Below are 24,269 nucleotides of genomic sequence, written 5' to 3' on the forward strand. Positions count from 1 at the left end.
CCTATTCCCCTTCCTTTGCAAGTGTGATCGGCTCTAGCGCGTGACGAGCTAAGAGCTTAGCAATTTGTCCGATGTTGCCCGCCCCTTGTGTCATGACGATGTCGCCATCTTGCATGATATTCGCCAAAATAGCTGGTAAGGCGTCTTTGTCACCTACGTATACAGGCTCGATTTGACCACGCTGACGAATGGAGCGGCACAACGCTTTACTGTCAGCGCCTTCAATAGGTTGTTCACTGGCTGCGTAAACATCCAGAAGCAACAAGGCATCAACACTCGACAGTACTTCAACAAAGTCTTCGTAAAGGTCGCGGGTTCGCGTAAAGCGATGTGGTTGATAAACCATAACCAAGCGCTTATCAGGCCAGTTTGCACGAGCCGCAGCGATAGTCGCTCTTACTTCGGTTGGGTGGTGACCATAGTCATCCACCAAACACACCTCGCCCTTACTGGTAGTAAACGTACCTAGCTGCTCGAAACGACGACCTATGCCGCCAAAACTAGCTAGTGCGCGAATGATAGCGTCGTCATCTACACCTTCATCCGTTGCTACAGCGATAGCGGCAAGCGCATTAAGCACATTGTGGTTACCGGTGAGGTTCAGCGTTATATCTAACGGTTCGCGTTCTGGGCGAATAACCGTAAAATTCGCTTTACCGAATGACAGTGAAACATTTTCTGCGCGATAGTCATTGTGAGATTCAAAACCGTAGGTCAGAATACTTCGGCCTATACGAGGGCGAATCTCTTGAATATTTGCATCGTCACCGCACACGATGGCCTGCCCGTAAAAGGGTAGGTTCGACAAGAAATCAACAAAGGTATCTTTCACCTTTGAGAAATCGCCACCATAAGTATCCATATGGTCGGCTTCAATATTGGTCACCACGGAAACCATCGGCTGCAAGTGAAGGAAGGACGCATCGCTCTCGTCAGCCTCTGCTATAAGATAACGGCTTTTACCCAAACGCGCATTCGTACCAGCACTGTTAAGCAAACCGCCGATAACAAACGTAGGGTCATACTCCGCTTCTGCGAAAATCGTTGAAATTAAACTGGTTGTGGTCGTTTTGCCGTGGGTACCCGCCACCGCAATACCGTGGCGGAATCGCATCAATTCTGCCAGCATTTCTGCACGGCGAATAATCGGAATGCGCTTTTCACGAGCCACGATAATCTCTGGGTTTTGCTCGTTGATGGCGCTAGACACCACAATAACGTCCATGCCTTCAACATTTTCCGCACGGTGGCCTATTTTCACATCAGCACCTAATTCGCTTAGCCGCTGTGTCATTGGCCCTTCTTGAATGTCAGAGCCAGCAATAGCATAACCTTCGTTTAATAATACTTCGGCAATACCACCCATACCGGCACCGCCGATACCAATAAAGAATATATTTTTAACCCTGCGCATTTGCGGGCTTTCAAATGGGGTTTTAAAAACCATTAGTCCCCTACTCCTACCACGCTTTTTACGTGGCTTACTACATTTTCCGTGGCATGAGTGCTTGCACATGTTTTTGCTACAGCGCCCATCTTTAAGCAGTCTTCAGGGTGTTGTAACCACTGACGCACCGCCTGCCCTAAATTTTCTTTTAATACAGATTGAGCAATCATCAGTGCCGCATTTTGCTTAACTAACGACTGCGCATTTTTTGTTTGGTGATCGTCTACCGCAAAAGGTAGCGGTACGAAAATCGCCGCGCGTCCGGCAGCTGCAACTTCACTTACCGTAAGCGCACCGGCTCTACAGACAACAAAGTCTGCCCATTCATAAGCTGCGGCCATGTCATCAATAAAGTCACTGACATCGATTTTCGACATATCTGCGCCCACCGACGTGTAGGCTTTAATGACACCTTCACTGTTACCTTTTCCACATTGGTGTTTGATTGATAAACCTTCTAGCACCCCGCAAGTCTCCGGCACGGTTTCATTGAGAATTTGTGCGCCTAAACTGCCGCCTACAACAAGTAAATTAAGGCCTTGTTTATGCTCTGTGGTGTTTTCACGAGCGTCTGCGTCAATGTCTACAGATTTGGGCTTCACCTGCCAAATTTCATCACGAACAGGATTGCCCACAGTATGCACCTTAGTAGCGCCACCTGAAAATTGTTCTTTGGCATCGTCAAAGCCCAGAAGCACGCGACTTGCGAATTTACTAAGAAGCTTATTGGTCATGCCTGCCGCTGCATTTTGTTCATGCACAATAACGGGAATACCTAAGCTTTTTGCAGCAACCCCACCAGGGCCGCTAGCGTAACCGCCAAACCCAACAACGATATCAGGTTGAAGGCGCTTTATAATTCGCCTTGCAGAAAATAAGCTTTTAACTAACGCAACAGCACCTTGAAGACGTGCCGTAACACCTTTGCCACGAAGCCCTTTTACCGGAATAAAGTGAATAGGTATGTCGTGCTTAGGCACAACTTGCGCTTCCATCCGCTCGGCGGTGCCTAGCCAATGAATGTCCCAACCTTCCTTTCGAAGCGCGTTTGCCACTGCAAGGCCTGGGAAAACATGCCCGCCTGTACCGCCAGCCATAATTAAGCAACGCTTAGCCATTATCAGCCTCCTGCGCTACCCGCGCGAGTATAGCTTTAATGCCAGCTTTTCCTTCATCTTCTGCACTTGATGTTTTGGCGCCAGGTTTAGCTTCAACCGTCGCTGTAGAAAAATCCGCTTCATCGGCCCCGCTCTCTACACTTGCCTCACCTTCAGCTTGTGACGCTTTAGTTTGCGACGCGCTTGTAGGAATAGGCTTTTTACGGCGGGCCTTGCTCTTACCGGATTTGCTGTCGCCCCGGCCAATCGCCTGTACGCCATCAACCCGTAATTCAAAATCGATACGAAGTAATATGGCTACTGCTACTGACATGATGATAAGTGACGAGCCGCCGTAGCTAACTAACGGCAGTGTTAACCCTTTTGTTGGCAGAATACCTGCGCTTGCACCAATATTTACCGCCGTTTGGAAACTGAACCAGATGCCTATGCTGTAAGCCATGTAACCATCAAACGCTCGCCCTTTTTCAAGTGCCTTATTTCCAATGCTCAGCGCACGCAACACCATCCACAAAATTAGGCCGAGTACGGCAAGCACACCAACAAAGCCTAACTCTTCCGCTAAGATGGCCATAACAAAGTCAGTGTGTGCTTCGGGTAAGAATTCCAGTTTTTGCAAACTATTGCCTAGGCCTTGCCCAAACCAGTTACCGCGGCCATAGGCCATCAAAGACTGGGTTAGCTGATAACCAGCGCCAAACGGATCAGCCCAAGGGTCTAAAAAGGAAGTAACCCGTTTCATTCGGTATTCTTCAAACACGATAAGCGCTACAACCGCCAATATGCCTGCAAACACCAGTGCGAAGAACTGCCAAAGTCGTGCACCCGCTAAAAACAGCAAGCCAATCGTGGTTGCAAACATCACAACGACGGTACCTAAGTCTGGCTGTAGCAGTAATAGCATCGCTAACGCAAAGAACACGACAAGGGGTTTAATAAATCCTTTTAGATTTTCGGTCACTTCTTCGTAGCGGCGAACCAGATAACCCGCCAAATAGGCAAAGAAAAAGAGCTTAGCAGGCTCGGCAGCTTGAATGGTTATAGGCCCAATCGCCAACCAACGGGTACTCCCGTTTACAGTTCTTCCCACTACCAGAACTGCTAACAATAGCGCGATGGCCGCGAGCAGAAGATAGGGATTGGTCATGCGCCAAAACTGCATGGGCAAATTCAGCACTACCATAGCGGCAACGATCGCCCCAACAATGTAAATACCGTGGCGAATAGCAAAATAGAAGGGGTTGTCGTGCAGCCTATCGGCCACCGGCATCGACGCCGAGGTGACGATAATAATGCCAATACTCATTAGCGCGAGCGCAATTAAGATAAGCGTCACGTCATAGGGGTGCGTTGCCGAAGGTTGTCCGTCGTGCTTCGCGGCAAATAACGCGCTAAGTTTGGTAGAGGCAGCAATCATGATGTGGCCTCCACAGCGTCGTCGTTCTTACTGTGTAGATTAAGTAGGTCGTGTACATCTTGTTTAAACACGTCACCGCGATGCATATAGTTCTTAAACATATCTAAACTTGCACACGCAGGCGAAAGCAGCACAACATCACCAGGGGCAGCAAGTCTTGTTGCTGCTTTTACGGCGTCTTTCATCGTTGCCACACGAGTTGTATGCGCAAAACTCTTTTCAAACAGGTGTGCATCTTTGCCCAAAGCAAACACGTGCGATACATATTTAGTTAGATAAGGCGAGAGGCTGGCTATATCAGCGCCTTTAGCGTCACCACCTGCAATAAGAATGAGCTTCCCTTGTATAGTCGGGGCTAACCCTTCAAGGGCAGCTACAGTGGCGCCAATGTTGGTTGCTTTGGAGTCGTCGATATAGCGGATGTCGTTTACACGGGCTATTTCCACACAACGATGTGGCGCAGCTTTAAAACTGCGTAGATGTTTAACAGCGAGCGCTGGCGAAACACCTAGCTGAAGGCAGATACCCAATGCAGCCATGATGTTTAGTACGTTGTGCATGCCCGCCAAATGAATATCGCTAAGGGCAATAAGCTTTTCGTCTTTAAACGTTATATATAGACTTTGTTCATCGTCACGAGCACTATCGTCACCGTCAAAAGACGCAATCGCAAACCCTGTGGTCGACTCTCCCAGTCCATATTCAACGATATTTTTTGACGCTAGCGACTCTTCATTAGACGCGGCATTAGATTCGCCATCAGATACTGCATTTGATGCAGCAATCCCCTTAGCATCGGTAATAAGCTGCTCGTAAGGTGCTACAAACTCACCGTCTCGCCACACAACCGCAGATTTCGCGTTATCAAAAATGCGATGCTTGGCATCGATATAGGCTTCAAGGGTACCGTGACGGTCTAGGTGATCATCGGAAATATTAAGGACAGTAGCAGCTTCGAGCACCAAGCTAGACGTTGTTTCAAGTTGAAAACTTGATAACTCCATCACCACTACATCTGCATCACTTTGAAGCGCTTCAAGCACAGGGCGACCTACGTTACCCGCTTCAATACTTTTTACGCCGCAGTTTTTGAGCAGATGGTTCACTAATAAAGTAACCGTGGTTTTACCGTTAGAGCCGGTGATACCTACTACGCGCTTAGCTGGCGTAGCATCACTCGTGGAGGCATTTAAACGGGCAAACAATTCCACGTCGCCGATCACCTCAACACCACACTTTTGCGCTAAAGCCACTTGTTCAATATCAAGAGCAAGCCCTGGGCTTAACACCAAGGTGTCTACACCATCAAAGTAATCTTCGCTTAGAGCAGTGCAAGTGACCTTCTCTGCCATAAACGCTTGCATGTCGGTATCAAGATCAGAATCAGGGTCGGTAACTAGAGTAAAATTAGCACGGGTATCAAATGCTTTAACCGTTGCCTGCTTTTGCAACAAAAAGCGCACGCAAGCCTGACCTGTAACACCTAGGCCACCGACTACATAACTATGCTCACGTACGTTATACGACATTACGATTTATCTCTTTACCGCTTATCTAAGTTTGAGGGTAGCAAGACCCACCAACACCAAAATGATTGAAATGATCCAAAAACGCACTATTACGCGCGGCTCTGGCCAGCCCTTCAATTCATAGTGATGGTGAATAGGCGCCATACGAAAAATACGCTGGCCACGCAATTTGTAAGAACCTACCTGAAGGATGACCGACAGGGTTTCCATAACAAAAACACCACCCATGATGATTAACACGAGTTCTTGGCGCACTAATACAGCTAACACACCTAGTGTGCCGCCTAGCGCTAGTGAGCCAACGTCACCCATAAATACTTGTGCCGGATACGTGTTAAACCATAAAAAGCCTAAGCCTGCACCGACCATGGCGGTACACACAATCACCAGTTCGCTGGTAAGCGGAATATGAGGAATATTCAGGTATTCAGCAAAGTTCGCATTACCTGTCACATAGGCGAAAATGGCAAATGCGCCTGCCACCAATATAGTGGGCACAATGGCAAGTCCATCCAATCCATCGGTAAGGTTTACCGCGTTACTTGTGCCTACAATGGCAAAGTAGGTAATAATGATGAAGAACGCACCTAACTGCGGGAACACTTCTTTGAAGAAAGGCACCAGTAGTGAGGTTTCAGCGCTTATTGTTGCACTGCTGTATAGATAGAATGCGACGCCTAACGCAACCACAGATTGCCAGAAATATTTCCAACGGGCGATAAGCCCCTTCGAATCTTTGCGGATCACTTTTCTGTAGTCGTCAACAAACCCAATAATACCGTAGGCCACAACCACGGTAAGGGTTACCAACACATAACGGTTAGTCAGGTCAGCCCAAAGCAGGCCGCTTACTACAATTGCTGCGAGTATTAGTAACCCGCCCATAGTGGGTGTGCCTGATTTTGACAAATGGCTTTGCGGGCCATCGTCTCGTACAGTTTGACCAATTTGCATACGCTGCAAATAACGAATCATCTTAGGGCCAATAAGAATGGCAATAAGTAATGCGGTCAGCGTGCTTAAAATTGCACGAAGGGTAAGGTATGAAAATACGTTAAACCCTGAATCGAATTGTGTCAGCCAGTCGGCTAGCCAAATTAACATGCTATTCGCTCCCGACGGCTATCGTGCTTTCCCAGCGCAGAGGCCTCTACCGCCTCTACCACACGTTCCATTCTGGAACTGCGTGAACCTTTAACTAAAATTGAAATATCGCGCTGCTGCACTAACAAATCACTCTCCATTGCGGCCAACAAACTTTCAACATCGCTGAAATGGCCACCATTTTCATTAAACACAGCACTGGCTGATTGACTCAAAACACCCATGGTATACAGGTAATTAATTCCTTTTTGTTTAGCGTATTCCCCCACCTGCTCGTGGTAAAAACGCGCTTTTTCACCCAACTCTTTCATGTCGCCTAGAACAAGAACGCGGATACCTGAAAAGCTACTTAGCGTATCAATTGCCGCATTTACAGACGCCACATTGGCGTTGTAGGTGTCATCTAACAGGCGAACCTGTTCGGTAAGCTGCTTTACATTCAAGCGGCCGCTAACTTGCTTCATGGCAAGTAAGCCGTCGCGCACGTTTTCTAGTGAGGCGCCAACTTGCAGCGTTAATGCCGCAGCAACAAGGGCATTCCCTACGTTGTGAACGCCAGGAATAGTAAGCTGAATAGACATATCTCCTTGCGGGCAAACCAAGTGGAATGCGGCGCACCCATCTAGCCCAATAGTGATATCTTCTGCTCTAAAATCAGCATCGTTTTTCTGCTGGGGCGAAAACGTTAGCGTTTTGGTCTGTTTAAGTTTGCCTTGCCAAAATTCAGAAAACTGGCTATCAACATTGACTACCGCCACGCCGTCACTGCCTAAGCCTTTAAAAATTTCACTTTTGGCGCGCGCTACACCTAGCAAACTTCCAAAGCCTTCTAGATGAGAAGCGGCGGCGTTTACGATAGTCGCGACGTCCGGCTTAACAAGGTTCGTGGTATAGGCGATTTCACCAATGTGATTTGCGCCTAACTCCATAACCGCGTATTCATGCTGAGGCTCTAGGCGTAAAAGGGTTAGCGGCACACCAATGTCATTATTGAAGTTACCGTTTGTGGCTAATACATTGCCTCTTCGCTCCAAAATAGCGGCACACATTTCCTTTACGGTGGTTTTGCCACTGCTTCCGGTAATCGCAATCGTTTTGGGTGCCACATAAGCTTTTACTGCCGCACCTAATAGACCAAGTGCTTCTTTGGTATCTTCAACCATGATGACAGGTAACGAGGTTGCTACGTCTTCACTGGCAATAACCGCACTTGCTCCCGCTTTCTCCGCCGTTGAAATAAAATCATGGCCGTTAAAATTCGGACCTTTCAAGGCCAAGTAAACTGCGCCATCTTCTAGGGTGCGGGTATCGGTACTTACTGCAGACACTTCAACGTCAGCAGCGCCTTTCAATAATTTTCCATTAACCTTTTCGGCTATCCATGACAGCGTTGTTGTTATCATTTGCTGTACTCCTGTTGCAGTCGCGCCACAACTGCACGTTCGTTATAGTTAGTCTTTTTGTCACCGATAATTTGGTAATCTTCATGGCCTTTTCCGGCCACGATGATGATGTCGCTTTCATGCGCATGCTCAAGGCAATGACGAATAGCTTGCTCGCGATCGGGAATAGACACTGCCAGCTCACGGTTTTTCAAACCCGCAATGATATCCTCGGCGATAGATTCAGGGCTTTCACTGCGACTGTTATCTGTGGTGATCACAATAGCGTCAGCACCAACCTCGGCAGCCTGCCCCATTAACGGTCGCTTGCCTTTGTCTCTGTCCCCGCCACAGCCAAACACACACCACACTTTGCCCGTTGTATGGAATTTGGCGCTTAACAGCACTTTCTCCAGAGCGTCTGGTGTATGCGCGTAGTCCACCACCAAGTTAGCCGCACCCGTTACAGGGAAAACTTCCATTCGCCCGGGTACAGGCGTGATCGCATTTACCGCGTTAACCACGTCATCAAAACGCTCACCTTCAGCGAGTAACGTACCTATAGCACTCAATACATTACTGATATTGAACTTTCCGAATAGTGGCAGCGAAATAGCAGCGCTTCCCCACGAACTCACCAGTTCAAAGCTACATCCACCTGCATGATAAGAAGCATTTGTGGCGAAACAATGGCGACTTTGAGGATTGTTATGCTCTCGCAAGCACTCACTTTCACCGCTTCCATCCAGACCACTTTCGTCTATACCTGTCCAGATGCGTGTAATCGACTTATCTGCTGCACCATCCCACTTCTTACTTTCATCATCATTAACGTTTAATACAACAGCCTTTAAACCTGGCTGCTGAAGCAGCAAGCGCTTGGCTTTGCCGTACTCTTCCATGGTGCCGTGGTAATCGAGATGATCTCGAGTAAGGTTGGTGAAAACAGCGATATCGGTTTTTACTGTACCAAGCCGCCCTTGAACCAATGCGTGAGAACTTGCTTCGAAGGCCGTATGGCGCACTTCACTTTGCACAAAGTCTGCCAACAAATACTGCATACGTATGGCATCGGGCGTAGTGTTTGCTGCCGGCGTGTTCGACCACTGGGTTTCATCGCCTTCAAACACACTGCTCCCTAGAGTTCCGATGCTTGCACTACGTGTACCTAACGCATCCTTAAGCTGGGTAAGCAATTGAACTGTAGAGGTTTTTCCGTTTGTCCCTGTCACTGCTACCGTCGTCATTTTCTGAGCAGGGTAGTCGTAAAATGCAGCAGCTAATGCAGAGAGCATTTGTGGTAATTCATACAGCGAGATAATGACGCTGTGGTCACGCATTTCCATCTGACCATGGGCACTACTGTCTTCAGTTTGCGCCAGAATTACACGGGCCCCTAAACTTATTGCCTGGGGTATAAAATCTCGACCATCGCGTTCGTGGCCCTTAATTGCCAAGAACGCTAAGCGTGTATTCACTTCTCGGCTGTCTAGCGTTAAACCTTCAATGCGGATATCTGGGGCGTCTACACCAAATTTCGCCAATAAAGCTTTTATACTTTGAATAAAGGCACTAACTACCACTTTGACCTCCTTTCAATAAGCGGCTAGATGTAACCTGCTTGTCATCGGGCGTAACGTTTAACATGTGCAGTGCGCCACCCATAATTGATGAAAAGACAGGTGCAGCGGTATCCCCCGCGTGATACAAATCACCGCCAGGTTCGTTGATCAATACAATAGTTACTAGCCTGGGGTCAGACACAGGTGCGATACCGGCGAAAATGTTGACGTACTCTTCGCCGTACCCGCCGGCCACCGCTTTTCGGCTTGTTCCTGTTTTCCCAGCAACGCGATAACCTGGTACCGACGCTTTTGTTGCTGTGCCGCCACGCTGGGTTACGCTTTCCATCATTTGAACAATAGCGTTAGCGTTTTCTTCGCTGATCACCCGCTCAGATTGAGCCTGCCATGAAGGTTGCTCTGGCGACTTGATGACGTTAAGCGGTGTTTTAATACCGCCGTTCGCCAACGTTGCGTAAAGACGCCCCAACTGTGCAGTTGTCACAGAAATGCCGTATCCAAATGACAGCGTGGCTAGCTCAAATTCAGACCAGCGGCTGCGCTCATGAAAGATACCGCTACTCTCACCCGCCATATTAAGCCCGGTATCGCTCATTAAGCCCATATTGTAATAGGTATCCAGCAGGAACTGTTTAGGCACAGAAAGCGCCAGCTTCGACGTCCCCATATTTGAGGAATGCTGAATAATTTCTTCTAGCGTTAGTTCGCCGTAATTGCGCGAATCTTTTACTAGGCTGCCGCCTAATCGCATCCATCCTGGATGAGTGTTTACTGAGTCTTCAGGCTCCACTTCACCAAACTCTAATGCAGTAAGGACGGCCAGCGGTTTTAGCGCCGAGCCTGGTTCGAACGCATCGGTAATAACCCTGTTACGCATTCTGTGCGCAGAAATATCGCTTCTATCGTTAGGGTTGAACGACGGTGCATTCACCATGGCTAATACATCACCGCTTTTTACATCGATGACAATGGCGGAAGCCGAACTTGATTGGTAGTAAATCATGGCTTCTTTAATTTCTTTGTAAGCAAGTGCTTGAATACGCTGATCGATGGTCAGCTGCAGGTCACCGGCTTTTTCACCAGACTTTGTTTCCAAGATCTCTACCTGACGGCCTTTCGCATCGCGGCGAATTTTACGAGAACCCGGCGTGCCCGTTAGCCACTCGTTATACATGCGCTCCAAGCCTTCAACGCCCATGTCGTCAACATCGGTTACGCCGATCAACTGCGCTGAAACTTCACCTGTAGGATAGTAGCGGCGGCTTTCACGGCGAAGATAAATGCCTGGAATGTCCAGTTTATCAACGTACTCTGCCATGGCAGGCGACACCTGACGCTGCAAGTAAACAAAGCGGCGTTTGGGGTTTGCCACTTTTTCTTTGAGTTCATTCACGTCTTGGCGCAGTACATCTGCCAGCGCTTCCCAACGGCGCTCTTCCTCGAAGCCGTTGTTTTCATGGATAACCTTAGGGTCTGCGTAGATGGCCCGAACAGGCACACTCACCGCCAGCTCAACACCATTTCTATCGGTAATGAGCCCGCGATAGGTTGGCATATCACGGGTTCTTAGTGTGCGGTTGTCGCCCTGTTGAATTAGCTCGTCTGGCTCAATAACTTGAATATAGGCTGCACGGGCGGCGAGCACGCTGAAAACTAGCATAATAACAACAAGCACAACGACAAAGCGCCAGTGCACTAAGCTTGGCGTGACATTTTGTTTTGCACCGGTTTTTTTACGTTGGCGAGAAAGTGCTGTTGTACTCATTTTAACTTCACCACTACTTCATCGTCTGCGGTTGGACGGTACATTTCTAACTGTTTTTCAACCAGGTTTTCTATGCGGTTATGCTCGGTCAACGCGCGTTGCTCAAGCACTAGGTTACGCCACTCGACATCAAGCTCATCTTTCTCTTGCATAAGGTCTTCAAGGGCAATGACCTGCTGTCTGTTGTGATGACTGCTTAGTGTCACTGCCATGGCACTTGTGATAACCATTAAATACAACAAAACCCGCAACTTGTTGCGGGTCAAATCTGAAACAATTATTAGCAGTAATTTAAAATTAGTGCTGGCCTTGTCTGGCGCGGCTTTGGTCATAACTTTTCTGCCACACGTAATACCGAACTGCGAGAGCGAACGTTGTTCGCAATCTCCTGTTCTGAAGGTTTTATCGCTTTGCCCAAGGCTTTTAACACTTTATCTGCATCTATTTCAGCCTGAGTAATCGGTAAGTTGTGCGGTACTGATTTCCCTTTACTTTGATCCTTAATGAAGCGTTTTACTAAACGGTCTTCAAGAGAGTGAAACGAAATAACGGCAAGACGTCCTTCTTTCGCCAACACCTGTGTCGCGGCTTTAAGGCCAACACGAAGTTGCTCAAGTTCCGCATTGATATAAATGCGAATACCTTGGAATGCACGGGTTGCCGGATGTTTAAACTTATCCTTTACAGGAACCGCTTCGTCGATAATTTTGGCTAGCTGAGCTGTGCGCGTAATGGGTGTTTCTTTTCGCGTGTTTACAATGGCATGGGCTATGCGTTTGCCGAACTTCTCTTCGCCAAACTCTTTAATAACCTGCGTAATGTCTTGTTCTTCGGCGTTAGCCAACCAGTCTGCAGCACTTTGTCCACGTGAGGTGTCCATACGCATATCCAGCGGGCCGTCACGAAGGAAGCTAAAACCACGCTCGGCATCATCTAGCTGAGGTGAAGACACCCCTAAATCCATAAGCACACCGTCAATCTTACCGGTTAGTCCCAGCGCTTCGATTTCTTCTGCCATATCACCAAATGGTGAGTGGATAATGCTAAAACGCTTATCATCGGCGAAACGTTCTGCCGCTTTGATTGCTTGCGGGTCGCGGTCAAAGGCGATGAGACGCCCGTGTTCACCCAATGCATCCAAAATATGTGCTGAGTGCCCCCCACGGCCGAAAGTGGCGTCAATGTAGATACCGTTCGGTTTAATCGCTAGGGCTTCAATGCATTCATCAAGCAATACTGAAATATGTTTAAATTCGCTAGGCTGCGTCATAGAGAAAAGTCCTGTAATCGTTCGGTAAGTTCAAATTCGCCTTTGCGTTCGGTGTCTATATCAGCTTCAACTTGTTGTGCCCAAATATCGGCATCCCAAATTTCGAATTTGTTTAACTGACCAACTAACATGACTTCTTTTGAGAGTTTTGCGAAACTTCGCAGTGGAGTAGGAACAAGAATGCGCCCGCTTTTATCCATCTCACCTTCAGAAGCATAACCTAGTAGCAATCGCTGCAAGCGACGCTCGGCTGGGATCATGCTTGAAAGTTTAGAGAGTTTAAGCTCAATCTCTTCCCATTCGGGAAGTGGGTAAAGTAGCAAACAACTTTGTTGTGTATCGACTGTACAGACCAGTTGTCCCTGACAATCATCCAGCAGCGACTGACGATACTTCGTCGGTATAGCCAGTCTGCCTTTTGTATCCAGATTGATTGCGTTAGCGCCGCGGAACATTCCCCTAGCCTTTTATTATTTGCTCTTGGTTTTCTTGTTTTTTGAGTACTAATCTGCAAAGTGATGATGATTTGATCCACAATTCGCCACATTTACCCACTGTGATACAGTTTAGGTATCAATGATCCCCACTGTCAAGTAGAAAAAAGGCGTGAAGGCCGCATAAACACTGGGTTCAAACTGGTTGGATATACAGTGTTTTTAGGAAGTGTATGATTAGGCGTGTAAAAAAGATTAAAAAATATTCAGGTGAGAAAAAATAAAGGTGTAATTAATCGATGAACTGCTGTTTTTGACCGTAAATAAGCGGCGAGATCTCACGATTATGTTTAACGCTGTTTTCAGCCCTATTGCACGTATGCTGAGTCGTAATTCAAACAGCTGCGCCACATCAGCACGTTAAAAAACGAGTGAGTTAACCCGACTAGTGCTAACTCACTGCATTTACATCAACGCGTGCTAACGCATAGCGATAATCAAGGTGTCCTAACTTAGAAACGATAGGATGCGGTTAGCGAGGCCACGTCACTGTCAACGTCACTATCTATATCTGTTTCATAGCTAGCAGACACTGAAAACTGCTCATTTACCCAGTAATCAAGCGCAACACCTGCGGTTTTTACATTATCGAACCCATCAGGTGCGTTGGTATAGCTGTAGCTTCCCTGAACGCTCAAACCTGGAGTGAAGAAATATCTGGCGCTGCCTGATAGAACGTCAATATCGTCTGCTACGTACTGAGCGGTAAAGTCCCAGCCTGTTCCCGCATTCCCTACCGTGGTATAACGTGTAAATACAAGTGGTGAAGTCTCATTCTCACTTTCGCTGTAATTATCTGTACCAGTATTAATGTCGTAAGTGGCACGCTGATAGATGACACCTGCACCAATTTGCCATTGACGGGATAAGTTAAATCCGACTTTTAAATCAATATTTGTGTAATCCTCTTCACTGAATTCGTCGTCAAATTTACTGTGAGCGCCTTCTATGGCAAGCATCCACGTATCGTCTAGGTAAAAAGTGCTGCCTAAATTAAATACGTCAATACCATCTAAATTGGCGTAACCACCAGATAAACTCGATACACGCTGAAGATAAGGGTTGATAAGGTAAGCGCCGCTGTTTCCGCTAACTTCTTCCAGGTAGCGCACATATCTTGCACCGTAGAGGTTGTCATCTACCCCTTCAAAATCGACAGCAGTTACCTGTACTTCGTTTTGTGTAGCTGCATGTGCTGCTGAGACTGTAAATACTGAAGCCGTGATAAGTGATAGTGCAGTTAGCGTAGTTTTTAGCTTATTAGTGTTAGTGTTCATGTCTTTTGTCCTTAAAAAATGTGTTGGGAACGAGGTGTAAGATAAGACATTAAAACTTAACGGTTTCTGAACGAAACATGACGAAGTCTGAACGTGAATTTTAGGTACAAAAAAACCCGCAACTTTGCGGGCTTTTAAACTTCAAAATGAGGGAGCGATTACGCGTTTGGCGCCGCTTCAGGTGCTGCTTCTTCTGCTTTAACCGCAGAAAGCTGCATGCTGCGAATTGGGTTTTCTGTGTCATTAGAAAGCTCAACAAGGCGGTTTAGCTGACCAACAGACATCATTACTGCGTAGATAGCACCTAGGAAGCCTTGCTTGTGTAGCTCAAGCACCTGCTCTTCTGGCAGCTCAAGAAGCTTCTTCTCATTGATGCTCATCATGCCGGTAACATTGCGCTGTTTACCATCTTGGTAAGTAAGGCGAATTTGAATTGGATCAAGAAGGTCCAGTTCAACGACTTTCGCAACAAAACGCTGAGTTAGCATTTCGCTATTCGCAAGGTCTGCTAGGAATTTCTGACGGTTATCTAGGAACTCGCTTGCTTCACCAGCTTCAGTGAATAGCGCTTGGCCTTCGTCAGAAATAAGGTCAGAGTTTTCATCAATGTAAACGCCAAGCTTGTCGCCGTCTGGACGCACGTCAAATGGATAGCGAAGGATGTTCATTGGAACGTGAGGGCCTTTCCAGCTGTCGCCAGTTAGAAAAAGGTTTTGACCTTGTTCCATACCAAGCATAGTCACAACGTGGTGACGCTTTGATGTAGTGTCTTCAATGAACACTAGCGGCATTGTCGCAGCTAGTTGTGCAAATTCACGGATCGTTGCTGCTGCAAGGTGTGTATTTTTCGCAAAGCTGAAAGATGTATTTACCGCAACCTTTAGGTCTTTATGCTTTTCTTTATCTAGCGGTACAAAATTAATAGCCATATTTATTTCTCATACTTGTTAGCTGTGGCCCCGGCTTGATTATGTGAGAAGAGCGGGTGCCACTAAAAAATTACGTCGGCCGCGCTGATGCATAGTAGTCATCGATAATTGGCGGAGCGCTTGGGAGTATCCCGTATTCGCGCAATGAAGTCACGCAGTCTTCACCATAACAAGTTTTAAATTTTTATTGCAATGTAAACTTGAAGTAAACAAGCACAAGCGCTCTAAAAATGAGCAATATCGACTAATTTAGGGCTTAACGAGAGCAATCTGGGGTAAATGCATAGCAAGTAAAAGCCTATTGTCGCAGTGCGCATTATCCTTTAGTCTCGTATAGCTATTAAGTTAGCGGTTGTTGACCTAAGCGATAAAAAAACAAAATAAGGATTTTCTATGAAGGGGCGCTTCCCACTCTCATCTTGCGCATTACTTATCTCTGCGCTTTTTGCTTCACACTCTGTACTTGCTGAGACCTCTACTTATTCAGCATCTGAAAAAGCTATCAAGATCGCACAAGAAACTATTATTGTTGATGGACACATTGATGTTCCTTATCGCGTAAAGGAAAAGTGGGTTGATGTCACTAAAGCCACGCAGGACGGCGACTTCGACTACCCTCGTGCAGTATCTGGTGGTTTGAACGCCCCTTTTATGAGTATTTACGTGCCTGCTAGTTTAGACAACTCTCCAGAATCTACGCAGCTTGCCCATGAGCTCATCGATTCAGTAGAAGCCATTGTTGCCCGTGCACCTGATAAATTTGCCATTGCTAAAAGCCCTTCTGACGTAAAAGCCCAATTTGAAAAAGGGTTAATTTCACTGCCAATGGGCATGGAAAATGGTTCTCCTATTCAAGGTGACTTGGCGAATCTAACGGCTTTTTACGAGCGCGGGATTCGCTACATCACCCTTGCTCATAGTCAAGCTAACCACATTTCTGACTCTTCGTATGACCTGCGCAGAAAATGGAAAGGCCTTAGCCCGTTTGGCAAAACCTTAGTGGGCGAAATGAACAACATTGGTATTATGCTGGATATTTCCCATGTGTCTGACGACGCCTTTTACCAAGTTATTGAGTTAACAAAGGTGCCAGTTATAGCGTCACATTCTTCACTGCGCCGCTTTACCCCCGGTTTTGAGCGCAACATGGACGACGAGATGATCAAAAAACTCGGCGAAAATGGCGGTGTTATTATGATTAACTTTGGTTCTAGTTTTGTATCTAAAGAAGCTGGAAAGTGGCGTAGTGGCCTTACTGCAGCGCGCAAAGCCTTGGTTGAAAAAGAAGGCGAAGACAGCCCTAAGCTAGAGAACTTTGAAGAGAATTATCGCAAAGAAGTGCCATACCCTTATTCAACCCTTGATGAAGTGCTTGACCATATCGATCACGTGGTAAAACTGATTGGTGTTGATCACGTGGGTATTGGTTCAGACTATGACGGTGTAGGTGACTCACTCCCCATTGGGCTTAAAGACGTGGCGAGTTTTCCAAACCTAGTACAAGGATTGCTGGATAGAGGTTATAGCCGTACCGACATTGAAAAGATATTGAGCGGAAACCTTTTGCGCGTTTGGCAACAAGTGGAAGACTATGCGAAAGCGCACTAGTCGCGCAATGCTTTAAAAATGAAGCGTAGGGAAGCGTGTTATCGCTTCCACATGCTTTATCTACTCTACTGCACTTTCAACTCTATTATTTTTTGCGTGACACAATTAAGTAAAACGCGCTTGGCAATACCAACAGTGTTAATACCAGTGCACTCGCCATACCGCCTACCATAGGCGCCGCAATGCGCTGCATCACTTCACTACCAGTTCCAGTGGCATAAAGCACAGGCAACAAGCCAACAATAATAGAAAGCGATGTCATCATAACTGGGCGAAGTCTTGCCGAGGCGGCATGGACAATAGCCTTTTTCACAAGCACATCTTTTTTAGTGTTGCCATTTTCTGTTGCGTGCTTAGTAAGTGCATCTGATACATATTGGTTTAGATAGACCAACATGATAACGCCTATTTCTACCGCTACACCTGCTAAGGCAATAAACCCGACACCTACCGCCACCGACAGATTGAAGTTAAGAAGGTAAAGCAACCATACACTGCCCACCAGCGCCAACGGTAAGGTCGCGAGTATGAGTGCCACATCGCGAAGGCGTTTAAATGCCAGATAAAGTAAAAGGCAGATAATGGCTAACGTTAGCGGTATAACCACCGACAGTTTTGCTTTCGCGCGCTCAAGGTAAGCAAACTGCCCCGCCCACGTAATGGAGTATCCAGTGGGTAAATCAAGTTGCTCTGACAAATGACGTTTTGCGCTATCTACATAACCCCCTAAGTCAATACCCGTGGCTGAGTCTGACGAGATATCAATGTATACCCATCCGTTTAATCGGGCATTTTCACTTTTAATCCCAGCCGGCCCGTCGTCAATACGCACGGTCGCCACATCGCCAAGGGTAATGTGAACACCGCTTGGTGTGACGAAAGGCATGGATGCTAAAGATTCAGGCGTATCGCGGTAGTGCTGTAAAAAGCGCATGGCAATAGGAAAACGCTCACGCCCTTCCACTGATTGTGTAACCACTTTGCCGCCCACTGCCGAGCCTACAATACTGTGAACATCGTCTATCGTCATGCCGTAGCGCGCCGCCAACTGCCTGTCGATATCGATATAAACGTAACGGCCACCCACCACACGCTCAGCGTATACTGATGCTGTATTGGGCAGGTCTTTAAGCAGTATCTCAATATCCTTTCCTATGGCTTCAATGCCTGCTAGGTCAGGCCCCGCAATCTTGATCCCAACAGGGGTTTTTATCCCGGTTGCCAACATGTCGATACGGGTTTTAATTGGCATTACCCACGCATTGGTCAGCCCTGGAAATTGCACCAGAGCGTTAAGCTCTTCTTTGAGCTTTTCAGTGGTCATGCCCGCCCTCCACTGGGCTTTCGGTTTAAGCTGAATGAAGGTTTCAATCATCGTCAATGGTGCAGGGTCTGTGGCCGTATCTGCGCGTCCAATTTTCCCGAATACCGTTTCAACCTCGGGCAAGGTTGCAATAAGCTTGTCCGTCTGCTGTAAAAGCTCTCTGGCTTTACCCACTGAAATACCCGGATAGGTAGTAGGCATATACATCAAATCGCCTTCGTCCAGTTCGGGCATAAATTCGCTACCTAGTTGGTTTAACGGCCAGTACATGGAAAGCAATAAGCAAAATGCCCCCGCCAGGGTGAGCAGTGGGTAGTTAAGCAGCCGCGTTAGCAATGGCTGATACACACGTTCTAAAGCTCGATTTACCGGGTTCTGGGCTTCAGATCGTATTTTTCCGCGTACAAAATAACCCGCCAGCACAGGAACTAAAGTAATTGCCAGCGCCGCAGCTGCTGCCATGGCATAGGTTTTGGTAAAGGCAAGAGGCGCAAAAAGACGACCTTCTTGCGCTTCTAATACAAAAACAGGAATAAAGGATACGGTTATAATTAGGAGCGCAAAGAATAAAGCTGGACCAACTTCGGTGGTCGACTTAATCACCAGTTCCCAGCGTTTGGCTGCCGAAAGCTTTGCAAATGTTGGCGCAGAGGCTGGTATAGATGTTCGCGACTGGGCACTCCCTGCCCCCCCCTGACTTGCTGAATCCCTTTGACTCGCTGAGGCTCCCTGACTTGATGAAACAGCATGCTGATGAAGGTGCTTGTGTAAATTTTCAACCACAACAATAGCGCCATCCACCATTGCACCAATAGCGATAGCAATGCCACCTAAAGACATGATGTTGGCATTAAGTCCCTGCAGCTTCATTACGATAAAGGCGGCGAGAATACCAATGGGCAAACTGATTAGCGCAACCATAGATGAACGTATGTGAAACAAGAAGATAGCGCATACCAAACCAACAACTAGCAATTCCTCCACTAGCTTATTGGTGAGGGTATCGACGGACTTATCAATAAGGGTGGAGCGGTCGTAAACGGGGACGATATTCACCCCTTCCGGCAAGCTCGCTTTTAATGTATCCAGCTTAGCTTTAACCGCATCGATAGTGGCTTTTGCGTTTTCGCCATAGCGCATCACTATAATGCCACCCACGGTTTCGCCATTCCCGTTTAGTTCAGCAATACCGCGGCGCATCAACGGGCTTTCTACCACTTGAGCTACATCGTTAATCGTTATGCTAACACCGTCTTTGATAACGCCTGTGGGCAACGCCAGTATGTCATCAATGCCCTGAATATAGCTTTGCGCGCTAACCATGTACTCTGCCTCGGCCATTTCAAAAACCGAAGCGCCTGACGCACGGTTACCCCGTTTAAGGGCAATATCTATCATGGATGGCTGGATGTTATAGGCACGTAATTTTTCAGGGTCGACAATAACTTGGTATTGTTTAACCATCCCTCCAACAGACGCAACTTCAGATACGCCTTCAACTGACTGAAGCTCAAACTTCAAGAACCAGTCTTGCAACGCCCTTAACTCACCAGCATCTAGCGCATTTGGCTGACTAGCATCGTTCTCCAACGCATAAATGTAAACCCAACCTACCCCTGTCGCATCTGGACCTAGCTGAGGTGTCACGCCTTCTGGAAGTTGCGAAGACGCCTGGCTTAGGTATTCCAGAACGCGGCTTCGAGCCCAGTACATGTCTGTATCGTCATCAAAGATTATATATACGTAGGCATCGCCGAAGAATGAATACCCTCGCACCGTCTGTGCGCCAGGCACTGACATTAGCGCAGAGGTGAGAGGAAATGTCACCTGATCTTCCACCACTTGCGGCGACTGACCGGGATAGTTTACTTTCACTATAACTTGGACATCAGATAAATCAGGGATAGCATCAACGGGGGTGTTTTTCACCGCCCAGACACCCGCAATACTGAGCATAATAGCGCTCAGCAATACCAGTATTCTATTGTTTACCGACCAGCGAATTACCGATTCAATCATGGTGCATATGCTCCTTATGATTTATCGATTTTTGTTCTGCCGACTTGTGAACCATTGACTTATGAACCATTGACTCGTGAGCATCGCTTTGATATCCATCGCCCTTCCGCTCGCCCGCATTATGGTTATGATTGCTGTGACCTGAGTTATGCACCATGCCCTTGTCCACCGCATGTTCACTATGTTTACGCATATCAATAACCGTGAATTCTTCGCCAGTCACAAAGGTAAACATGATGTTGTCACCTTCTTTGAACTGAGATAAGTCAATATGCTTTGATACCGCAAATGACATTGTCGCAGGTCCCCGTCCCCATTTTTCAATCGGCCCGCGAGCGATCACTAACTTTGCGTTATTCGAAGCGCTATTCGTTTCGGTGTCAGCCGGCAATTCAATTGCCTCAATAGTACCTGTTGTCGTGGCCTGATGATCGGGCGCTTTCATTCTCTCAAAGTCACTGCTTTTCGACGACTCTGAATCAATCAAAAATTGTGCTGATACCACAACATCATCCTCTGGCAGCAAGCCTTCGACGACTTCAAAATGTGTACTATCGCTTTGCCCCAGCGTGACGCGTACCGACTTAAAGTTGCCATCGCCATCACTGAGTACTACTTTTGCGCCCTCGGCCGTGCGAATAACGGCACTGCGAGGAACCAGTAACGCCGCCTTGCGTTGAGTAGGCTTTATTCCAACGTGGGCAAACATATTGGGCTTTAACGTGTGGTTGTTATTGTTTAGCGGTATGCGCACTTTCAGGGTTCGGGTTGTTTCTGACAAAGACGGATAAATATACTCTACGTGGCTTTCCCATTTAGCATCGGACCCATGGTCCATTTCGTCGAGGGTAACCACAGCGCTATTATGAGGCGCTATGATTTGCGCGTATTTTTCAGGTACCTCAGCAATCACCCACACCGTATCTAGCTGTGCGATGCTCATCAAGGTTGTCCCGGGCTGAACGTAAAATCCTTCCCTGATATTCAGCGCTTCTACTACACCGCTTTGCGGCGCGTTAAATGTGACGGTTTGTGCTACCCGTCTACTTTTCTGCAATTCTTCGATAACGCCCTTTGATAGCCCTAGAGTTTTTAGGCGCTCGGCTGCACCCTCAATTAAACGTGAATCTCCTCGCTTAAGAGCTAAAACGTATTCTTCTTGTGCGCTAACTAATTCTGGCGAATACAGGGTATAAAGTGCCTGTCCTTTTTCTACTTGCTCACCTTGAGATTTAATGAAAAGCCTGTCGACCCAACCTGATACTCTAGGGTGGATGTGCACAATGCTATCTTCATCGTAAGCAACGTTGCCCACCGCCGTTACAGTCTGTTGAAGTGTTCCAATGGTAACGGGCGCGACTTTAACCCCTATATTGTGCTGTACATTTGGCGGAATCATTACGGTACCAGGCGAACGCTCATTACTTTTCGCAGACGTTGCGTCGTCATTGGCGTATACGGGCACCAAGTCCATTCCCATTGGTGACTTTCCTGGTTTGTCACGGCGATAGCTGTCATCCATAGGCGCTACCCAATATAAAGGGGCTTTATTATCAGTTTCGTCGCTGTGGGCACTTTTATCGCTGTGGGCACTTTTATCGCTGTGGGCACTGTCACCTCTGTGGGCACTTTCACCATTTCCGTGTTTTGATGAATCAGACAACAATAGTGAGGCCAAGCCGAACGCTATCAGGCCGCCAAATAGCAGACCTATTAGCAAGCCCTTTATTAGCGTGCTTTTTGTATCTGGAGCAGGGTTAGTTGAAGATGTCATATTAACTACTCTTTATTCGAAAAATGGGCGTGAGTGGGCAGGTACAAATAAGCAAGTGACGCCAATGTTCTGGCGCGCTCTATGTCGATTTTGAGTAAATCATCCTGTACCTGTACTTGCTTGAGGTTGGCATTGACAACATCACCGATATCACCGGTGTCTGTGGTATAAGCTGTCAGTTCAGCTTCAGAAAGTTGCTGTGTTTCTCCAATTAACGCCGTTTCATAAAGCGCTTTGCGCTCACTTAGCGCCGACAAGCGTGATTTAAGCACCTCTGCATTCGCGGCAAGCTCGTTCACTTTCAAGCGGAAGTCCGTTTCAGACGCACTCATTTTGGAAGCCGCCGCGGCTATTGAAGCGTCTTGACGAGATTTATTGAAAAGCGGAAGGTCTACTTGAACACCCAATGACACAAAGTCAGCCCGGCTCGCACCATTTTGCGCGTCTTGTCTGTATCCATAGCTTGCTTCAAATGCCCACTGAGATTTAGTTTGTTCTCGCGCTATATTTAAATTTTGCGCCTCTATCTGGGTTTGAATCTTAAGTAATGTTGCCTCGGGGTGATGCTGTAGTATTGAAAAAGGCTCACTGCTCTCAATAACCGTCAAGAACGAAGAAAGGCTGAGGTTGCTGTCGTTTAAGATAGCATCGAGCTCGATACGCTTTGGATAAGAAAGCGTTGATTCTTGCGTTGATTGAGCCAGCGGTGCGCTTACAGAGTCATCTAGCGGCGCACCAAACCATTTTGAAAGTGCCGATCTCGCTTCACTTTTTTGCTGGTAGGCCTGCACATATTTGTCGTCTAGTGACAACAATGCCAAGCGCACTTGCAGTATGTCTTGCTGCGCCGCTGCACCAACGCCTTGGCTGTATCTGGAGTCAGTAAAATCGAGTAGCTGTGTAAGCAATGATTTCTCTTTGTCCAATAATCCAATGCGACGTGTTGCATAGACCCAATCTAACCAAGTAAGGGTAACTTCACGTTTAAGCCACGCCTTTCTAGCTTGGCTCTCTACCGACATTTGATCAGCCATAACCTGATACTTTTGCTGGCTGTAGAGGTTTTCATCACCTCGCGGTAACTGCTGCTTCAACCCAACTTTAAATTGCGTCATAGGCTCTTGGTCAAATGCGAAGCCGTCGGTAGGCAAGTTTTGTACAGACGCTGAAACCTGAGGATTTGCCCAATATGATGACGCTTCAGCTTCTGCATTAAAGCGATCCTTTCGATGCGCATTCCCTTTAAGCAAAGGGTCGTATTGAATAGCTAACTGCAGCGCTTGTTCCAGGCTTAGGGTCTGCGCGACAACAGGCTTATTAGCCATCAAAAAAGAAGAAAGCACAAAAATTAAGGCGAACAAGGCGCTTACTTTACAAGGTCTGTTAGCGCTTTCGTTCACTTTTTTAGGTACCGAATAGTTGCTCATGTATAACATCACTTTTCAGGTGTAAGGCGTGTTGACGTTGCCCCGCTCTTCGCTAAATTCGACAAAGGGAATTAGCAAAAAGGCTTACCACGCGTTACATAGATAAAAGATTAGAGACATCTCAAAACGACTAGACGACGTCGTGACATAAAAACGTCTCTGCTGCGAAATAAATCCGCGAGATAGATCTATGCTGTGAAAAGTGACTTAGGTGGGCGAAACTGCCCGAAGTGAGGAGATGAGCGCTGCCCCAGTATAGGTGCAGTGGCAGCCATTCTGGCTACCGATATTTCGGTTTCAACGGTAGGCTGAATAAGCGCACTCGCGCTAAGATTAAAACAGTGATCGGCTGGGCAATTACATTCATCCTTGCAGCAAGGCATGTCGCTCATCTGCGATGCTTTCACGCTTTTCACGCCTGCATTGCTAACTTGGACGCCGTCGAGCTGAGCGGGTTTGCTCTTGCTGTTTTTAGCACTTAAATCCGCATGTTGTGATGACAATTCTTGGTGCTGACAATGTGTATTAGCAGACTCAGGCATTCGAACCTGATGGTTAGCATGAGCAGCATCCGACTGCGGTGTCATCACCGCCATTGAATGAGCATGTTCGTATGAATGTTCGATAGATACAGCGCTACCTGACGACACGAGGGCCACCATTAAAAACAGTGTAAGGATAAACGAACTTGCATTCGCCGACCTATACCGTTTGCGCGTTAAACTAATCCGAAACTTTCTCAAATACTGTACTCAAAATATTGCTGTCTATTGTGCAACGAAATAATAGCGTGATGTGACCA

Annotated in this window: 18 protein-coding genes; 1 reads left to right on the top strand and 17 read right to left on the bottom strand. The window is 47.2% G+C overall.

The window, feature by feature from the left end:
• Nucleotide 1 precedes the first annotated feature (1 nt).
• The 13 genes from murC to MASE_RS14200 all read right to left on the bottom strand — a co-directional run bounded on the left by murC (nucleotide 2) and on the right by MASE_RS14200 (nucleotide 15,315).
• On the bottom strand, nucleotides 2-1,447 hold the full coding sequence (murC, locus tag MASE_RS14140) for a UDP-N-acetylmuramate--L-alanine ligase (protein ID WP_014950428.1): 1,446 nt from the start codon (nucleotides 1,445-1,447) through the stop codon (nucleotides 2-4).
• A complete protein-coding gene (gene murG / locus MASE_RS14145) occupies nucleotides 1,447-2,565 on the bottom strand; it encodes an undecaprenyldiphospho-muramoylpentapeptide beta-N-acetylglucosaminyltransferase (protein WP_014950429.1) in 1,119 nt (372 codons plus the stop codon). The genes murC and murG overlap by 1 nt, the downstream gene beginning before the upstream one ends.
• Nucleotides 2,558-3,982, bottom strand: coding sequence for a cell division protein FtsW (ftsW, locus tag MASE_RS14150; RefSeq protein ID WP_014950430.1), 1,425 nt, complete (start codon nucleotides 3,980-3,982; stop codon nucleotides 2,558-2,560). Before ftsW ends, murG begins: the two co-directional genes overlap by 8 nt.
• Complete coding sequence (gene murD / locus MASE_RS14155; protein ID WP_014950431.1) at nucleotides 3,979-5,511, bottom strand: UDP-N-acetylmuramoyl-L-alanine--D-glutamate ligase; 1,533 nt, start codon at nucleotides 5,509-5,511, stop codon at nucleotides 3,979-3,981. Before murD ends, ftsW begins: the two co-directional genes overlap by 4 nt.
• A gap of 21 nt (nucleotides 5,512-5,532) precedes the next feature.
• Entirely contained in the window at nucleotides 5,533-6,615 is a 1,083-nt protein-coding gene (gene mraY, locus MASE_RS14160) for a phospho-N-acetylmuramoyl-pentapeptide-transferase (RefSeq protein ID WP_014950432.1), read from the bottom strand.
• Nucleotides 6,609-8,018 carry a UDP-N-acetylmuramoyl-tripeptide--D-alanyl-D-alanine ligase gene (locus MASE_RS14165; protein WP_014950433.1) on the bottom strand — a complete coding sequence of 470 codons (1,410 nt, stop codon included), beginning with the start codon at nucleotides 8,016-8,018 and terminating at the stop codon, nucleotides 6,609-6,611. The genes mraY and MASE_RS14165 overlap by 7 nt, the downstream gene beginning before the upstream one ends.
• Nucleotides 8,015-9,580, bottom strand: a complete 1,566-nt coding sequence (locus MASE_RS14170; protein WP_014950434.1) for a UDP-N-acetylmuramoyl-L-alanyl-D-glutamate--2,6-diaminopimelate ligase — start codon at nucleotides 9,578-9,580, stop codon at nucleotides 8,015-8,017. Before MASE_RS14170 ends, MASE_RS14165 begins: the two co-directional genes overlap by 4 nt.
• Nucleotides 9,570-11,345 (bottom strand): peptidoglycan glycosyltransferase FtsI, encoded by a 1,776-nt coding sequence (locus MASE_RS14175; protein WP_014950435.1) that lies wholly within the window; start codon nucleotides 11,343-11,345, stop codon nucleotides 9,570-9,572. The genes MASE_RS14170 and MASE_RS14175 overlap by 11 nt, the downstream gene beginning before the upstream one ends.
• On the bottom strand, nucleotides 11,342-11,677 hold the full coding sequence (ftsL, locus tag MASE_RS14180) for a cell division protein FtsL (protein ID WP_014950436.1): 336 nt from the start codon (nucleotides 11,675-11,677) through the stop codon (nucleotides 11,342-11,344). Before ftsL ends, MASE_RS14175 begins: the two co-directional genes overlap by 4 nt.
• Nucleotides 11,674-12,615: a 16S rRNA (cytosine(1402)-N(4))-methyltransferase RsmH gene (rsmH, locus tag MASE_RS14185; protein WP_014950437.1), complete on the bottom strand. Its 942-nt coding sequence runs from the start codon at nucleotides 12,613-12,615 to the stop codon at nucleotides 11,674-11,676. The genes ftsL and rsmH overlap by 4 nt, the downstream gene beginning before the upstream one ends.
• Nucleotides 12,612-13,070: a division/cell wall cluster transcriptional repressor MraZ gene (gene mraZ / locus MASE_RS14190; protein ID WP_012519465.1), complete on the bottom strand. Its 459-nt coding sequence runs from the start codon at nucleotides 13,068-13,070 to the stop codon at nucleotides 12,612-12,614. The genes rsmH and mraZ overlap by 4 nt, the downstream gene beginning before the upstream one ends.
• Before the next feature lie 491 nt (nucleotides 13,071-13,561).
• Nucleotides 13,562-14,386, bottom strand: coding sequence for a putative porin (locus MASE_RS14195; RefSeq protein ID WP_014950438.1), 825 nt, complete (start codon nucleotides 14,384-14,386; stop codon nucleotides 13,562-13,564).
• 158 nt (nucleotides 14,387-14,544) lie between these two features.
• Nucleotides 14,545-15,315 (bottom strand): SapC family protein, encoded by a 771-nt coding sequence (locus MASE_RS14200; protein ID WP_014950439.1) that lies wholly within the window; start codon nucleotides 15,313-15,315, stop codon nucleotides 14,545-14,547.
• Nucleotides 15,316-15,708: 393 nt separating this feature from the next.
• On the opposite strand from MASE_RS14200, the gene MASE_RS14205 reads away from it, so the two are divergent.
• Entirely contained in the window at nucleotides 15,709-16,923 is a 1,215-nt protein-coding gene (locus MASE_RS14205) for a dipeptidase (RefSeq protein ID WP_014950440.1), read from the top strand.
• Between the two features lie 85 nt (nucleotides 16,924-17,008).
• On the opposite strand, the gene MASE_RS14210 is transcribed toward MASE_RS14205, so the two are convergent.
• The 4 genes from MASE_RS14210 to MASE_RS14225 form a co-directional block, all read right to left on the bottom strand.
• Entirely contained in the window at nucleotides 17,009-20,266 is a 3,258-nt protein-coding gene (locus MASE_RS14210; RefSeq protein WP_014950441.1) for an efflux RND transporter permease subunit, read from the bottom strand.
• Entirely contained in the window at nucleotides 20,259-22,040 is a 1,782-nt protein-coding gene (locus MASE_RS14215; protein WP_014950442.1) for an efflux RND transporter periplasmic adaptor subunit, read from the bottom strand. Before MASE_RS14215 ends, MASE_RS14210 begins: the two co-directional genes overlap by 8 nt.
• Before the next feature lie 5 nt (nucleotides 22,041-22,045).
• Nucleotides 22,046-23,467: a TolC family protein gene (locus MASE_RS14220; protein WP_014950443.1), complete on the bottom strand. Its 1,422-nt coding sequence runs from the start codon at nucleotides 23,465-23,467 to the stop codon at nucleotides 22,046-22,048.
• Between the two features lie 188 nt (nucleotides 23,468-23,655).
• Nucleotides 23,656-24,117 carry a hypothetical protein gene (locus MASE_RS14225; protein ID WP_014950444.1) on the bottom strand — a complete coding sequence of 154 codons (462 nt, stop codon included), beginning with the start codon at nucleotides 24,115-24,117 and terminating at the stop codon, nucleotides 23,656-23,658.
• Between the last annotated feature and the right edge of the window lie 152 nt (nucleotides 24,118-24,269).

The sequence above is a fragment of the Alteromonas macleodii ATCC 27126 genome (assembly GCF_000172635.2).
In the GTDB taxonomy this organism is placed as follows: Bacteria; Pseudomonadota; Gammaproteobacteria; order Enterobacterales; family Alteromonadaceae; genus Alteromonas; species Alteromonas macleodii.